Annotated in this window: 16 protein-coding genes; 5 read left to right on the plus strand and 11 right to left on the minus strand. The window is 62.0% G+C overall.

Features of this window, described 5'->3' with window-relative positions:
• Both ACFO24_RS09780 and ACFO24_RS09785 read left to right on the plus strand, forming a co-directional pair.
• Positions 1-678, plus strand: a 678-nt coding sequence (locus tag ACFO24_RS09780; protein ID WP_377738177.1) for an ArgP/LysG family DNA-binding transcriptional regulator, incomplete at its 5' end; no start/stop codon positions are given.
• A 70-nt stretch (positions 679-748) separates the two neighbouring features.
• Positions 749-1,195, plus strand: a complete 447-nt coding sequence (locus ACFO24_RS09785; RefSeq protein WP_377738178.1) for a GatB/YqeY domain-containing protein — start codon at positions 749-751, stop codon at positions 1,193-1,195.
• Here ACFO24_RS09785 and ACFO24_RS09790 read toward each other — a convergent pair.
• From ACFO24_RS09790 to pmbA, 3 genes are read right to left on the minus strand one after another with little or no spacing between them, the layout of a single operon-like run.
• Positions 1,173-1,364: a hypothetical protein gene (locus tag ACFO24_RS09790; protein ID WP_377738179.1), complete on the minus strand. Its 192-nt coding sequence runs from the start codon at positions 1,362-1,364 to the stop codon at positions 1,173-1,175. The two genes, ACFO24_RS09785 and ACFO24_RS09790, sit on opposite strands and share 23 nt — an antisense overlap.
• Complete coding sequence (locus tag ACFO24_RS09795; protein WP_377738379.1) at positions 1,334-2,230, minus strand: EamA family transporter; 897 nt, start codon at positions 2,228-2,230, stop codon at positions 1,334-1,336. Before ACFO24_RS09795 ends, ACFO24_RS09790 begins: the two co-directional genes overlap by 31 nt.
• Positions 2,230-3,657: a metalloprotease PmbA gene (gene pmbA, locus ACFO24_RS09800; RefSeq protein WP_377738180.1), complete on the minus strand. Its 1,428-nt coding sequence runs from the start codon at positions 3,655-3,657 to the stop codon at positions 2,230-2,232. Before pmbA ends, ACFO24_RS09795 begins: the two co-directional genes overlap by 1 nt.
• A gap of 70 nt (positions 3,658-3,727) precedes the next feature.
• Between pmbA and yjgA the strand changes: the two genes are divergently transcribed.
• Both yjgA and mog read left to right on the plus strand, forming a co-directional pair.
• Positions 3,728-4,375 carry a ribosome biogenesis factor YjgA gene (gene yjgA, locus ACFO24_RS09805; protein ID WP_377738181.1) on the plus strand — a complete coding sequence of 216 codons (648 nt, stop codon included), beginning with the start codon at positions 3,728-3,730 and terminating at the stop codon, positions 4,373-4,375.
• Positions 4,368-4,988: a molybdopterin adenylyltransferase gene (mog, locus tag ACFO24_RS09810; protein WP_207574774.1), complete on the plus strand. Its 621-nt coding sequence runs from the start codon at positions 4,368-4,370 to the stop codon at positions 4,986-4,988. The genes yjgA and mog overlap by 8 nt, the downstream gene beginning before the upstream one ends.
• Before the next feature lie 122 nt (positions 4,989-5,110).
• Here mog and ACFO24_RS09815 read toward each other — a convergent pair whose 3' ends face one another.
• The 8 genes from ACFO24_RS09815 to ACFO24_RS09850 all read right to left on the minus strand — a co-directional run bounded on the left by ACFO24_RS09815 (position 5,111) and on the right by ACFO24_RS09850 (position 12,386).
• Positions 5,111-6,190: a TRAP transporter substrate-binding protein gene (locus ACFO24_RS09815; RefSeq protein WP_377738182.1), complete on the minus strand. Its 1,080-nt coding sequence runs from the start codon at positions 6,188-6,190 to the stop codon at positions 5,111-5,113.
• Between the two features lie 201 nt (positions 6,191-6,391).
• Positions 6,392-7,474, minus strand: coding sequence for a TRAP transporter substrate-binding protein (locus ACFO24_RS09820; RefSeq protein ID WP_377738183.1), 1,083 nt, complete (start codon positions 7,472-7,474; stop codon positions 6,392-6,394).
• Positions 7,475-7,679: 205 nt separating this feature from the next.
• Positions 7,680-9,554 (minus strand): 1-deoxy-D-xylulose-5-phosphate synthase, encoded by a 1,875-nt coding sequence (gene dxs, locus ACFO24_RS09825; protein ID WP_377738184.1) that lies wholly within the window; start codon positions 9,552-9,554, stop codon positions 7,680-7,682.
• Positions 9,555-9,627: 73 nt separating this feature from the next.
• On the minus strand, positions 9,628-10,533 hold the full coding sequence (locus tag ACFO24_RS09830; protein WP_377738185.1) for a polyprenyl synthetase family protein: 906 nt from the start codon (positions 10,531-10,533) through the stop codon (positions 9,628-9,630).
• Complete coding sequence (gene xseB, locus ACFO24_RS09835) at positions 10,533-10,781, minus strand: exodeoxyribonuclease VII small subunit (RefSeq protein ID WP_377738187.1); 249 nt, start codon at positions 10,779-10,781, stop codon at positions 10,533-10,535. Before xseB ends, ACFO24_RS09830 begins: the two co-directional genes overlap by 1 nt.
• 71 nt (positions 10,782-10,852) lie before the next feature.
• Positions 10,853-11,554 carry a MarC family protein gene (locus tag ACFO24_RS09840; RefSeq protein ID WP_377738188.1) on the minus strand — a complete coding sequence of 234 codons (702 nt, stop codon included), beginning with the start codon at positions 11,552-11,554 and terminating at the stop codon, positions 10,853-10,855.
• A gap of 42 nt (positions 11,555-11,596) precedes the next feature.
• Positions 11,597-11,914 carry a divalent-cation tolerance protein CutA gene (gene cutA / locus ACFO24_RS09845; protein ID WP_341352936.1) on the minus strand — a complete coding sequence of 106 codons (318 nt, stop codon included), beginning with the start codon at positions 11,912-11,914 and terminating at the stop codon, positions 11,597-11,599.
• A 13-nt stretch (positions 11,915-11,927) separates the two neighbouring features.
• The gene (locus ACFO24_RS09850; RefSeq protein ID WP_207574781.1) at positions 11,928-12,386 is read right to left on the minus strand and encodes a RidA family protein; all 459 of its coding nucleotides are present in this window, start codon (positions 12,384-12,386) and stop codon (positions 11,928-11,930) included.
• An 86-nt stretch (positions 12,387-12,472) separates the two neighbouring features.
• Here ACFO24_RS09850 and ACFO24_RS09855 point away from each other — a divergent pair, with 86 nt between their 5' ends.
• Positions 12,473-14,971: a ComEC/Rec2 family competence protein gene (locus ACFO24_RS09855; RefSeq protein ID WP_377738189.1), complete on the plus strand. Its 2,499-nt coding sequence runs from the start codon at positions 12,473-12,475 to the stop codon at positions 14,969-14,971.
• The last annotated feature ends 27 nt before the right edge of the window (positions 14,972-14,998 follow it).

A 14,998-nucleotide genomic window follows, 5' to 3' on the forward strand; every position in this document is an offset into this window, starting at 1 on the left:
CCGCAGCACGGATCGCGCCATAAACAGCGGATAGCGATTTTTATCTATGCAATCGTCCGGGATGCGACAAATAGCGATTCGCTGGACACCTGGGTGCTGGGTGCGCTGGCGCAACTGCACCAGCAGCATGGCTACCTGTTCGATGTGCGGGTGGACGACCAGGACCACACCCTGGATTTGCTGCGCGACGGCTCGGTGCTGGGCGTGGTCACCGCCAACGGCGTGCCGGTGCAGGGCTGCACGGTGCAGGCGCTGGGTGCCATGCGCTACCAAGCCATTGCCGCGCCGGGGTTTGCCGCGCGCCACTTTCATGCCGGGGTGAATGCGGCCACGCTGGCGCGGGCACCCATCATTGTTTTCAACCGCAAAGATGCCTTGCAGTGGCGCTTTGTGCGCCGCATCACCCGTGCCCGGCTGGCACCGCCCATGCATTACCTGCCCACGGCCACCGGTTTTATCGATGCCGCAGCGCTGGGCCTGGGCTGGTGCCTGGCCCCGCAAGCGCTGGTGCAGCCCGCCTTGCAGGCGGGCCGCGTGGTCTGCATTGATCCTGAACGCTGGCTGGACGTGCCCCTGCACTGGCAGCACGCTGCCGTGCGCTCGGACACCTTGCAACACCTCAGCACGGCGCTGTGCCAGGCCGCAAAAACGGCTTTGCAGCCCGCCCCGGGCAGCTAGTCGCACGGATTTTTGCGAGAGCAAAGCACAAAGAATGGGCACAATTGCCGCTTTACCCAGGACGATTGTGATGAGCCTCAAAGCCCAGATTACCGAAGACATGAAAACCGCCATGCGGGCCAAAGACAGCGCCCGCCTGTCCACCATCCGCCTGCTGCAAGCGGCGATGAAGCAAAAAGAGGTCGATGAGCGCATCGAGCTGGACGATGCAGCCATCGTCGCCATCATCGACAAACTCATCAAGCAGCGCAAAGACAGCATCAGCGCCTTTGAAAGCGCAGGCCGCCAGGATTTGGCCGATATTGAAAAAACCGAAATGGCCGTGCTGCAGGTGTACCTGCCCCAACGCATGAGCGCCGAGGAAGTTACCGCCGCCGTGGCCGCCATCGTGGCGGAACTGGGGGCCAGCGGCCCAGGCGATATGGGCAAGGTCATGGGTGCCGTAAAAGCCCAATTGGCCGGTAAAGCGGACATGGGCCAAGCATCGGCGGCCGTCAAAGCTGCGCTGAATCCTTAACCGCTTTCAACGCCTTCAACGCCCCCAGTGCTCTGATTAAAGAAGCTGCTTGCGCTTGACTATTAGCCATTTTTAATGGTTTTTCACCTAAAAATGGAGAATAGCCTGCGGTAGTAGCTTCTTTAATCTTTTGCTTCTTTAATCTTTTTTGGCCCAGCGCCCACCCCATTGGTTGATGGCCATGCCCACCAACACGCCCAGGGTGCCCAGCCAGTGCTGCAGCACCGGGCGCTCGCCAAACGCCAGCATCCCCGAGACGATGCCAATCACCGGCACCAACAGCGACAAAGGGGCCACCGTGCCCACGCTGTAGCGCTGCAGCAGCTTGGTCCACAAACCGTACCCGAGCAAGGTGGAGGCCAGCGCCAGATACGCCACCGAGCCAACCGCCACCCATCCGGCGGCCTGCAGCTGCGTGGCAATGCTGCCAAAGTGCGGGCTTTCCAACCATTGGGACAAGATCAGCAGGGGAATGATCGGAAAAATGCTGGACCACACCAGAAACGGCAGCGGCTCATACGGCCCGCTCTTGGCGGCGTGGCGGGTAATCAAATTGGCCACCGACCACAGCGCGGCCGAGCCCAGCGTCAGCACAAAGCCAATCAAGCTCATGCTGCCGCTGCCCTCGCCCCGGGCCATGGCAATCACGCCCAGGCCGGCGCTGGCCACGATCAGGCCCATCCATTGCCACGGCTTGGGCTGCTCGCGTAAAAACAGCGCCCCCAGCAGCATCGAGATAAACGCCTGCGCCTGCAGCACCACCGAGGCCATGCCCGCCGGCATGCCCAGCGCCAGCCCGGCAAACAGCAGGCCAAACTGCCCCACCCCCTGCACCAGGCCGTACAAGGCCAGCAGCCGCCAAGTAAGGCTGGCGGGCTTGCGAATAAACAGCAAAAACGGCAGCGATGCCAAGCAAAAGCGCATGGCCGACAGCAGCAGGGGCGAGAGCTCTTGCAGCCCCAGCTTCATGGGGACAAAGTTCACGCCCCAAATCACGATCACCAGCAGCGCCCAGCCCCAATCGGAGCGGCGCATCATCCGCCGCCTGCGACTTTCATCCGATTGATCAGCATCGAACCCACTGTTTTGGCCCCCATGGTGTAGGCATCGGCACCAATGGCAGTGATGCCTTGGTACATGTCTTTCAAATTACCGGCGATGGTGATCTCCTGCACGGGGAAGGCGATTTCGCCGTTTTCCACCCAAAAGCCCGACGCGCCGCGTGAATAGTCACCCGTGACGTAATTCACCCCCTGGCCCATCAGCTCCACGACAAACAGGCCGGTGCCCAGCTTTTTAAGCATGGCGGCCAGGTCATCGCCTTGCTTCGTGCGCTTGGAAGTCATCACCAAATTGTGCGACCCCCCGGCATTGCCCGTGGTGCGCATGCCCAGCTTGCGGGCGGAGTAGCTGGACAGAAAATAGCCCTGCACCCGCCCATCTTCGACCAGCTGGCGCTGGTGTACTTGCACGCCCTCATCATCAAAGGGCGAGCTACCTTTGCCGCCGAGGATGAAGGGGTCCTCCTCAATCTGCACATGCTTGGGGAAAATTGGCTTGCCCAGGCTATCGAGCAAAAACGTGCTGCGCCGGTACAGCGCCCCGCCGCTGACGGCTTGCACAAAACTGCCCAGCAAGCCAGCAGCCAAGGTGGATTCAAACAGCACCGGGCATTCGGTGGTGGCAATCTTGCGGCTGCCCAGGCGCGACAGCGCCCGCTCGGCGGCGTAGCGGCCCACCGCCTCGGGGCTGGCCAGATCGGCGGCGTTGCGCTCAGAGCTGTACCAAAAATCGCGCTGCATCTCGCCATTTTTCCCCGGCAACGACGCAATCGGTGCCACCGACAGGCTGTGGCGCGAGCTGGCATAACCACCGCGAAAACCGCGCGTATGGGCGCTGAAAAAGTGGCTTTGCTGGGCCGAAACGCTGGCCCCCTCGCTATTGGTGATGCGCTTGTGCATGCTCAGCGCCGCCTCCTCGCAGCGCAGCGCCAACGCGGCGGCCTGCTCGCTGCTGAGCAGCTGGCCATCGACCAGCCAGGGGTGGAATAAATCCAAATCACGGTGCGTTGCTTGCGGGGCAATGTCTTTTTCATCCGGCAGCCCGGCAGCGGGGTCTTCGGCGGTAAAGCGGGCAATGTCAAACGCGGCTTGCACGGTTTGCTGCACCGCCGCTTCCGAGAAATCGGACGTGCTGGCATTGCCCCGGCGCTGGCCGACGTACACCGTCACCCCCAGCGATTTGTCGCGGTTGCGCTCCACCGTCTCCAGCTCGCCCTTGCGCACGCTCACGCTCAGGCCACAGCCTTCGCTGGCATCGGCCCCGGCATCGGTGGCCCCCAGCTTTTTCGCGTGGGCCAGCGCCAAATCGACTAAATTTTCAAAAAAAACCGGGCTGTAACTAAAGCCCGAATCGGCCTGCCCGGCGGCAGTTCTTCCATCACATTGGCGCAGATTTTTCATAGCGGCGGCTATGATACCCAGCCGCGCAGCCCCCACCGGGCTGCCCTTGCAATTGCCCTGTGTTTTACTCATGCCCCGCAAACCAAAAAAAGGCTATTACGTCAAAGGCGAATTCGTTGCCGAAGGCAGTCCCCGCGATTTGGAACTCAAAGCCGAACTCAAAGGCCTGCGCGATGCCGACGACACCACCCGCTCCGATCAGAAAAAAGAAAGCGATGCCCTGCAAGCCCTGGGCGAAGCCCTGCTGGAGCTGCACGCCAAAACGCTGCAGCGCCTGAACCTGCCGGAAAAGCTCACCGATGCCCTGGCGGAATACAAGCGCCTGACCAGTTTTGAGGCCCGCCGCCGCCAAATGCAATTCATCGGCAAACTGATGCGCAAGATTGAGGACGAAGATGTCGCCGCCATTCGCGCCGCCCTCGAAGAGCAACGCAGCGGCACCGGCACCGAACAAACCCAAACCCTGCTGGCCGAGCAGTGGCGCGACCGCCTGATTGCCGACGAGGCCGCACTGACCACTTGGCTAGAGCACTTTCCGAGCACAGATATTCAAGCTTTGCGCAGTTTGATTCGCCAAGCCCGCAAGGATGAAGCGCAAACAGCTCCTGAAAACGAAGCACCTGCGAAAAAAAGCCGCGCCTACCGCGACCTGTTCCAGCTGCTGCGCAACAGCCTGCGCACGCCCACGGCCAACGAGGAAGAGGCCAACGATGCTTGAGCAACCCACCGCACCCGCACCCACTGGCTTTGACGGCATCCAAATCGGCATCGTCTCCATCAGCGACCGCGCCAGCAGCGGGGTGTATGAGGACAAAGGCCTGCCCGCCCTGCAAGAGTGGCTCACCCGCGCCATCCGCAACCCCCTCACCTTCGTGCCGCGCCTGATTGCCGATGAACAGGCGCTGATCAGCCAAACCCTGCGCGAACTGGTCGATGCCGGGTGCCATCTGGTGCTGACCACCGGCGGCACCGGCCCGGCGCTGCGCGATGTCACCCCCGAGGCCACCTTGGCCGTGGCCGACAAGGAGCTGCCCGGTTTTGGCGAGCAAATGCGCCAAATCAGCCTGCGCTTTGTGCCCACCGCCATCCTCTCGCGCCAGGTGGCGGTGGTGCGGGCAAGCAGTCTGATCATCAACCTGCCCGGCCAGCCCAAGGCGATTGCCGAAACGCTGGAAGGGCTGAAAGACGCACAGGGCCACAGCCTGGTGCCCGGCATCTTCGCCGCCGTGCCCTACTGCATCGACTTGATTGGGGGGCCGTACATCTATACGCACGAGGCCGTTTGCGCCGCCTTTCGCCCCAAAAACGCCCAGCGCCCGCTGCCCGCGTAAGACCAGTCTGGGGCGCATTGCAATGGCGGCGGGGCCATAGCCTCCACGCACGCCCTGGCCGCTGCCCGCATTAAAAAAGGCAACCCGCAGGTTGCCTTTTTGCTTGAAGGGAAAGAAAGCGCTTACAGCTTCTGGCCCATCATGAAGTTGTCAAAGCGCGATTCAGCAAAGCGGAACCACAGCACTTGGTCGCGCTGGAAGTTGCGGTAGTCGGCGTAGATTTTTTTCCAGTCGGGGTTGCTGCCTTCGAGCTCGCGGTACAGCTCCATCGCCGCTTTGAACGAGGCATCCATCACCTGCTGCGGGAAGGGCAGCACTTTGGCCTTGGCGGCCACCAGTTGCTTCAAAGCACCGGGGTTGAAGGTGTCGTACTTGGCCTGGGTGGTGACATGGGCCTCCAGGGCTGCAGCACGCACGACGGCTTTGTTTTCGTTGGACAGGCTGTTGAATGCTTTGTCGTTGATGTAGAACGACAAGTGCAAGGAGCCTTCCCACCAGCCGGGGTAGTAATAGAAGGGGGCCACTTTGTTCAGGCCCAGCTTCAGATCGTCGTAAGGGCCAATCCACTCGGCCGCATCAATCGTGCCTTTTTCCAGCGACTGGTAAATTTCACCGGCAGGAATGTTCTGCGGCACCACGCCCAGGCGCTCCAGCACCTTGCCAGCAAAGCCACCAGCGCGGAATTTCAGGCCTTTAAGGTCGTCCAGGCTCTTGATTTCCTTGCGGAACCAGCCGCCCATCTGGGTGCCGGTGTTACCACCGGGCATGACGACGAAGTTGTACTTGGCGTAGAACTCGTTCAGCAGCTTTTCGCCATTGCCTTCGAGCATCCAGGCCGTCAGCTGGCGCGAGTTCATGCCGAAGGGGATCGCACCACCGATGGCAAACACCTCGTTCTTGCCAAAGAAGTAATAGGGGGCGGTGTGGCACATCTCCACCGTGCCGCTTTGCACGCCATCGACCACGTTGAAGGCGGGCATCAACTCACCGGCTTGGTGTACCGAAATATCAAACTTGCCACCGGTCATGCGCTTGACGGCGCTGGCAAAGACATCGGCCGACCCATAAATGGTGTCCAGCGATTTGGGAAAGCTCGAGGCAATGCGCCAGCGCAATGCCGCTTGGGCGTGTACGGCGGGCGCTGCACCGGCAGCCAGGATGCCGGCGATGCCGGCGTTTTTCAGAACTGAGCGACGATCCATGGTCTCTGTCTCCTTGTAAAAATCGAACCGATTGCATTCTGAAGGCTTTTTCCCCAATCTCTCATTAAAAGTATTGAATCTTTTTCAAAAAAGGTTGCAGTAAAAAACAGAGGACTTGCTTTCCCGTATTGACACGGTTCGGCAAGTCCTCGTAGTTTTTTTAGATATTAGTGATCTGGGTTTTTTAGCAGTTAATCCGCTTTACAACTTCACGGAACTCATATACAGGCTAAAGCGTTGCTCAGAGTAACGGTCCCACAAAATCTGGTCACGCTGGAAGGCGCGCATATGGGCGTGAATTTTCTTGAACATGGGCGACTTGGCTTCGTTCTCAGCAAATACTTCCATCGAGGCTTTGTAGCCGGCATCCATAAAGTCTTTGGGGAAGGGCAGCACCTTGGTGCCGTCGGCCACCAGTTTTTTCAGGGCAATGGGGTTGAGCGTGTCGTATTTGGCCGTCATATCGCGGGCGGCGACCTGGCAAGCGGCATCGACCATGGCCTGGTATTCCTTGGGCAAAGCGGCGTACGACTTGGTGCTGATAAAGAACTCCAGCTCCGCGCCACCTTCCCACCAGCCGGGGTAGTAGTAATACGGGGCCACTTTGTTGAAACCCATTTTTTGGTCGTCGTGCGGGCCAACAAATTCGACCGCATCCAGGGTGCCTTTTTCCAGGGCCTGGTAAACCTCGCCCACCGGCATGTTTTGCGAAACCACACCCAGTTTGTGCATGGCATCGCCAAACAAGCCGCCACCCAGGCGCATTTTCAAACCACTGATGTCTTTGATGGATTTGATTTCTTTGCGGTACCAGCCCCCCATTTGGGTGCCTGTGTTACCGGCGCTCATGCTCTTGATGTTGTAGTTGGCGTAGAACTCATCCATGAGCTTGCGGCCACCGCCGTGCTCCATCCAGGCATCCATTTGGCGGGCGGTCAGGCCAAAGGGCACAGCGCAGCCAAAAGCGAAAACGTAGTCTTTGCCGGTGAAGTAATACGGGGCGGTCAAGGCCATATCGACGATGCCATTTTGCACACCATTGACCACTTCAAAAGCGGGCATCAACTCACCAGCGGCGTGCAAAGAAACTTCAAATTTGCCGCCGGACATATCTTTCAGCGTCTGGGCAAATTTTTCGCCACTGCCAAAAATGGTATCCAGCGATTTAGGAAAGCTGGCGGCCAAACGCCAGCGCACCGCAGTTTGCGCTTGCACTGCGGGGGCCACACCAGCGGCCAAAATGCCAGCGATACCTGCTTGCTTAATCAGGGAACGACGATCCATAGTATCTCCTTGGTATTTGATTGGAATCAACGCGCCAGCGCGGTACGCAGCGCTAAGGCGTTGTGCAGTATTCCACAGCCAACACGGCTTTCAAATCAAAGCTGGTACCAATTGCACCCAGAAGACCACACAAAATGCTATGTCCCCCATAGCAATTCGGGAAATCCCTAGGATATTCGCGCCCCACTGCAATAAAACAGTGGCATTACTGCGCCATAAACCGCTGGCGAATGCGGGCCTCGATGCCTGGGGCATCCAAACCTTGCAAAGCCAATAATTTGGCCGGATCGCCATGCTCAATAAATTGATCGGGCAAACCCAATTGCAAAACCGGCTTGACCACGCCGACTTGGGCCAAGGCCTCCAGCACAGCGCTGCCCGCTCCGCCTTGGAGGCAGCCTTCTTCGACAGTCACCAAGGCATCGTGGCGGGCCGCCACATCCAGCAGCAGCGCGGTATCCAGCGGTTTGGCCCAGCGCATATTGGCCACGGTGGCATCGATATTTTCTGCCGCTTGCAAGGCCGGATAGAGCAAGGTGCCAAAGGCCAGGATGGCGATTTTTTGCCCCTCGCGCCGGCCTTCTCGGCGAATTTCACCTTGGCCAAAGGGCAGGCTACTTAGATCGGCCAACGGTGCCACGCCCACCCCCGCGCCGCGCGGGTAGCGCACGCACACGGGGTGGTCTTGTTCGTAGGCGGTGCTGAGCAGTTGGCGGCATTCACGCTCATCGGCGGGGCAGGCCAGGCTCATGTTGGGAATGCAGCGCACAAAGGCAATGTCATAGGCCCCGGCGTGGGTTGCGCCATCGGCACCGACCAAACCGGCCCGGTCCAAGGCCAGCACCATGGGCAGTTTTTGCAGGGCCACGTCGTGGATGAGCTGGTCGTAAGCGCGTTGCAAAAAGGTGGAATAAATGGCCACCACGGGTTTTACGCCCTCGCAGGCCAGCCCGGCGGCAAAGGTGACGGCATGCTGCTCGGCAATGCCCACGTCGTAATAGCGGTCCGGGAAGCGCCGATGAAACTCCACCATGCCCGAGCCTTCGCGCATCGCCGGGGTGATGCCCACCAGGCGCTTGTCCTGCGCGGCCATGTCGCACAGCCACTGGCCAAACACCTGGGTAAAGGTGGGCTTGGCGGGGGTGGCGGACGGGACGATGCCCACCTGCGGGTCGAACTTGCCTGGGCCGTGGTAGGTGACGGGGTCCATTTCGGCCAGCTTATAGCCCTGGCCTTTTTTGGTGACCACGTGCAAAAACTGCGGGCCGTCCAGCTGGCGGATGTTCTCCAGCGTGGGGATGAGGGAGTCGAGGTCGTGCCCGTCGATGGGGCCGATGTAGTTGAAGCCGAAATTCTCAAACAGCGTGGCCGGCACCACCATGCCTTTGGCATGCTGCTCCAGCTTTTTCGCCAGCTCCAGCAGCGGGGGGACATTTTTCAGCACGCTTTTGCCCACGCCACGGGCGGCGGCGTAAAACTGGCCACTCATCAGCTGCGCCAAATAGCGGTTCAGCGCCCCCACCGGTGGGCTGATGCTCATGTCGTTGTCGTTCAAGATGACCAGCAGATTGCCATCGAGCACCCCGGCGTTGTTCATGGCCTCAAAGGCCATGCCGGCCGTCATGGCCCCGTCGCCAATCACAGCAATGGCGCGGCGCTTTTCGCCCTTGCGCTTGGCGGCCATGGCCATGCCCAGGGCGGCCGAGATGCTGGTCGAAGAGTGCGCGGTGCCAAAGGTGTCGTACGGGCTTTCGCTGCGCACCGGAAAGCCCGAGATGCCGCCCAGCTGGCGCAGCGTGGCCATGCGCTCGCGCCGACCGGTGAGGATTTTGTGCGGGTAGGTCTGGTGGCCCACGTCCCACACGATGCGGTCGTAGGGGGTGTTAAAGACGTAGTGCAGCGCCACCGTCAGCTCCACCGTGCCCAGGTTGGAGCTCAAATGCCCCCCAGTTTTCGAGACGCTGTCGAGCACGTAGGCCCGCAGCTCGTCGGCCAACATCGGCAACTGAGCGCGGGGCAGCATCCGCAAGTCGGCAGGATCGTTGATTTTTTCTAGCAAGGGGCGTGCGTTGGCATTCATGATTCCACTCTTTCTGGGCTAAAAAGCCCAAGGTGCATGCGGCACCAGCTATTTTTTATTGAGATTTCCAGGCTCAATGCGAGCGCCCCACCACCTGGTGGGCCAAGGCGCGCAGGGCCTGCACATCGTCCTGGGGCAGGCCCGATTGGTCCAAGGCCGCACAGGCTTGCACCAGCAAGTCCTGGGCCAGCGCCTGGGCTGCGGGCAAGCCCAGCAGGGCCACATAGGTGGGCTTGTCGTTGGCGGCATCTTTGCCTGGGGTTTTGCCCAGCGTGGCGGCATCGGCCACCACATCGAGCACGTCGTCCACCACCTGAAAGGCCAGCCCCAGCACTTCGCCATAGGTGCTCAGGGCCGCCAGGGCCGGGGCGCTGGTGGTGCCGCAAGCCGCACCCAGCAGCACACTGGCTTGCAACAAGGCCCCGGTTTTCAAGCGGTGCATCTGGCGCAGCTGCTCTTCATTCAGGGGCTGGCCGACACTGGCCAAATCAATCGCCTGCCCGCCCGCCATGCCTTGGGCACCGGCGGCGTGGGCCAAGATGCGGCAGCAATGGGCCTGCATGGCAGCGGGCACTTCGTCGCCGGCGGGGGTCAGCAGCTCAAACGCCTGGGCTTGCAGGGCATCGCCCGCCAGCAGGGCTTGCGCCTGTCCAAAGGCAATGTGAACGGTGGGTTTGCCCCGGCGCAGCACATCGTTGTCCATGCACGGCATATCGTCGTGTACCAAAGAATAGGCGTGGATCAGTTCAACGGCACACGCGGCCCGCAGGGCGGCCGGAGCGTGGCCCTGCACGGCTTGCGCCGCTGCCAGCACCAGCAAGGGGCGCAGGCGCTTGCCCCCATCCAAAACGGCATAGCGCATGGCTTCACCCAAACCCGCCGGGGCACCCTGCCCGACCCAGGCGGTGAGCGCTTGCTCTACCAGCGCACCCTGGGCTGCAGCCCAGGCGGAAAAATCAAAATCGTGCAAATCGTGCATTACTGCTGCCCCGTCCATGGTTTCAAATCGCCGCCGTCGAGCTGCTGAATTTGCTGCTCCACCGCATCCAGCTGCGCGTGGCAGTAGCGCAGCAATACCGAGGCGCGGCGGTAGCCGTCGAGCATGTCACTGAGCGGCAGTTGCCCCGATTCCATGGCCTGGGCCAAGGCTTGCAGCTCGGCTTGCGCCGCTTCGTAGCTGGCAGGTTCATCAACAGGGGGTTTTTCAGCAGAGCGCTTGGCGGGCATGGCAGGTGTTCACGGTCAAAGGCAAACCGGGCATTTTAGGGGCTTAGACATGCTGCACTGCAATAGCGCCTTTACTGGGCATCCACCACGCCCAGGCCCGCCAGCAAGGCCCGCACTCCGGCCCACACAATCTCGACCCCCACACACAGCAAGATGAACGCCATCAGCCGCATGAACACCACTTGCCCCGTGTCCCCCAAGCGGCGCAGCAAGGTGGACGAATAGCGAAACGTTACCGCCACCAGCAGGCCCAGCAGCAAAGAGGCCACCAGACCACCGGACAAATTCACCAAAGACATCGGGATGCTGGTGCGCGAATGCAAGCTGGCCCCCACGGCAATGGCCACCGAAATGGTGCCCGGCCCGCAAGTGAGCGGAAACGTGAGGGGGTAGAAGGCTTTGACGCGGGCCTTGTCCTCGGTCAGGGCCTGGGCCATTTGTGTGGCATCGTCGGTGGTGGCCTGCTGGGTATTGAGCATGCGCCAGGCAATCGAGGCCACGATCACCCCCCCGGCAATGCGCACCGCAGGCAAAGAAACACCAAAAAACCGCAACACGTACGACCCGGTCAGCATGGTGACGGCCAGCAAAATGGCCACGTTTTTCCCAATGCGGTGGGCCAGCATGACCCGCCCCTGGTCGCTCAAGCCGCGCGCCTGGTCCACAAACAAGGGGGCCGTGGCCAGCGGATTCAAAATCGGCAGCACACCAATAAAGGCAAACAACAGGCTTTGCCCAAAGGCGGTGAGCAAATCCAAAAACGGTAAATTCATGAATAAAAATGGTTAAAACGCTTATCCATCCAGCGGATAAAGCTATTTTTTTATCGTATTTTCCAGCACCCATTGGGCATACGCCGGGCTGGCATGGGCCAGCGGCAGCGCATACATGGCCGGCAGTTCATAGGGGTGCAGGCGGGCAATGAGCTGCTGCAGCGCCGGCCAGGCGGCGGCCGTGGTTTTCAGCAGCAGGCGCACCTCGGGCTCTGAGTGGATCTGGCCCTGCCACGCATAGGTGCTGTGCACGCTGTCTTGTTGCACGCAGGCCGCCAGGCCCTGCGCGACCGCCGCCTGGGCGATTTTTTCAGCGCAAGCCCCATCGGGCACGGTGGTAAAGACAGCGAGCAGTTCCACGGCGGGGCGGGCCTTATTCGATTTCAGCAATCAACTCGATTTCTACGCAAGCGCCCAGCGGGATTTGCGCCACACCAAAAGCGCTGCGGGCGTGCTTGCCTTTGTCACCAAAGACTTGGCCCAGCAGCTCCGAGCAGCCATTGGTCACCAGGTGCTGTTCGGTAAACGTGGGTGTGGAATTGACCAAGCTCATGACCTTGACGATGCGCTTGACGCGGTTCAAATCGCCGCCGCAAGCTGCCTGCAGGGTGCCCATCAGCTCAATGGCAATCGCGCGGGCCGCTTGCTGGCCTTCTTCGGTGCTGATGGCACCGCCGAGCTGACCTTGCCAGACCTGGCCATCTTTGCGCGCCAGGTGGCCACTTAAAAAGACCAAATTGCCTGTTTGCACAAAGGGCAGATAGGCTCCGGCAGGGGCACCCAGGACGGGCAAAGTGATGTTCAAGGCTTGCAGTTGATCGTAAACGCTCATAAAAAAATGCTTTCTTTCACAGAGGCCAGTGTGGGGTTTGAGCGCATGCCCAAATTCATCCACCCCCACTAGCATGGCCCGCAAGTATGCCAAGAGCACAAAGCCCTGCGGGGCCACCCGCCTCCGATCTTGCCCCCTGGTACACCAGCTGGCCGCTGCTGGGTTGGGTGCTGGGCTGCGCCGTGCAGCTGCAGCAGGGGCAATTGGGGCCCTGGTGGACGTATGCCGGGGCCGGGTTGTTGGCCCTTGGGCTGGCCATGGCCGTGCGGCGTGGGCCGCCAGGGGCAAGGCAGCGCGCGGGCCTGGGGATTTTTCTGAGCGTGGCCTTGCTTGCCTGGGGCAGCACCGGCATGCGGGCCATGCTGTTTCAAGCACAGGGCTTGGCCCCAGCCCTGGAGGGGCGTGATGTGCTGGTCGAAGGCATCGTCACCAGCCTGCCGCAAACCACCGATCGGGGTCAGCGCTGGCTCTTCACCCCCACGCAGGCCTGGGATGGCGCGGATACCACCCACGCCCCCGCCATTCAATTGCCCCCGCTGATAGCCCTGCAGCACTACCAATCCCGCCCCACCGAGGCCAGCGCCACCAAGCTCCCCCCTTCCCTGACCGTGCGCCCCGGCGAGCGCTGGCGCTGGACGGTGCGCTTGCAGCGCCCGCACGGCAGCCGCAACCCCCACGGCTTTGATGCCGAGCTGTGGTGGTGGCAGCAGGGGGTGCAAGCCACCGGCTATGTTCGCGCCCACCCGGCGCCCCAGCGCCTGGGCCTGACCTCACACGCTTGGCTGGAGCAAGCCCGCGACCATGTGCGCCAGCGGCTGCTGGCCCACGCCGGGCCATCGCGCGCAACAGGGGTGGTGACGGCGTTAATCACGGGCGATCAAGCCGCCATCGCCAAAGCCGATTGGCAGGTGTTTCGCACCACCGGGGTGGCGCACCTGGTCAGCATCAGCGGTTTGCATATCACCATGTTCGCCTGGCTGGCCGTGGCCGTGGTCGGGTGGATGTGGCGGCGCAGCGCCCGGCTGTGTCTGCACTGGCCGGCTGCCTTGACTGCGGCCTGGGCTGGCTTGGCGCTGGCCCTGGCCTATGCCCTGTTTAGCGGCTGGGGCATCCCCGCACAGCGCACCTTGCTGATGCTGCTCACGGTAACGGTGCTGCGCAGCCTGGGCATGGCCTGGCCCTGGCCGCGCACCTGGTTGCTGGTGCTGGCCGTGGTGGTGGCCTGGGACCCCTGGGCCTTGCTGCAAGCGGGGTTTTGGCTCAGTTTTGTCGCCGTGGGCATTTTGTTCATGACCGATCCGGGGCCGCGTGCTGCGCAAGCGCCTGGTCGGTGGTGGCAGCCCCTGTGGCGGCTGCTGCGCGAGCAAGTGCTGATTGGCCTGGCCCTGGCCCCCTTGACGGTGCTGCTGTTTGGGCACATTTCCATCGTGGGCTTTGTCGCCAATCTGTGGGCCATTCCCTGGGTGACCATTGTGCTCACCCCGCTGGCCATGCTGGGCGTGCTGTGGCCCCCCATCTGGACTGCGGCCACTGCCTGCGCCCAAGCCCTGCTCACCGGCCTGGGCTGGATGGCGCAATGGCCGGGGGCCGTGGCCACCTTTGCGCAGCCCCCGCTGGGCTTGGGGTTGTTGGGCATGCTGGGCTGCGCCTGGCTGTTAGTGCGTTGGCCTGGGGGCGTGCGCTGGCTGGGGCTAAGTTTGGTGCTGCCCTTGCTGCTGTGGCAGCCCCCGCGCCCAAAGCCTGGGGAGTTTTCCCTGCTCGCCCTGGACATTGGCCAGGGCAGCAGCCTCTTGCTGCAAACCGCCCAGCACGCCTTGTTGGTCGATGCCGGGCCACGCTGGGCCAGCGGCGATGCGGGCAGCCAAAGCATTGTTCCCCTGCTCCAGGCGCTGGGCGTGCGCTTGAACCGCGTGCTGCTCACCCACGCCGACAGCGACCACACGGGCGGCGCTTTGTCGGTGCTGGCCGCGCAGCCGCAAGCGGACTTGCTGGGCAGCGGCATTGCCGCCCTGGCCGACCAGGCCCAGCGCCCCTGGCAGCCCTGCGCACGGGGGCAGCAATGGGCTTGGGATGGCGTGCATTTCAGCGTGCTGTGGCCGACATCCGCCACCGTCAAAGCCGCCAACCACAAAAACACCAATGCCCAAAGCTGCGTGCTCTTGGTGCGCTCGGCCCACGGCGCAACAGCCTTGCTGGCGGGCGATTTAGAACGCGCACAAGAGCACGCTTTACTGGCCCTGCACGCGGGCCAGACCCGCGATTTGCAGGCCCACGCCCTGGTCGTGGCCCACCACGGAAGCCAAACCTCCACCTCCGCCCCGTGGCTGGCCGCGGTGCAGCCCCAGGTAGCCCTGATTCAAAGCGGCTGGCGCAACCGCTTTGGCCACCCTGCAGCCGCGGTGGTGCAGCGCCTGACGGCGGCCCAAGCCCGCATTTTCAACACCGCCGAGTGTGGTGCGATAGATTGGCAATCCTCCCGCCCCGACCAAGCCCAGTGCCAGCGCCAGCGCCAACCGCGCTATTGGCAAACACTGCCACATCCCACCCCCACCGCACTGGCGACAAACACAACAGGCCCGGAGTAAACACCCCGGGCCTGCCATCAAATAAAA

The sequence above is a fragment of the Comamonas denitrificans genome (assembly GCF_042654745.1).
Classification (GTDB): domain Bacteria; phylum Pseudomonadota; class Gammaproteobacteria; order Burkholderiales; family Burkholderiaceae_C; genus Comamonas; species Comamonas denitrificans.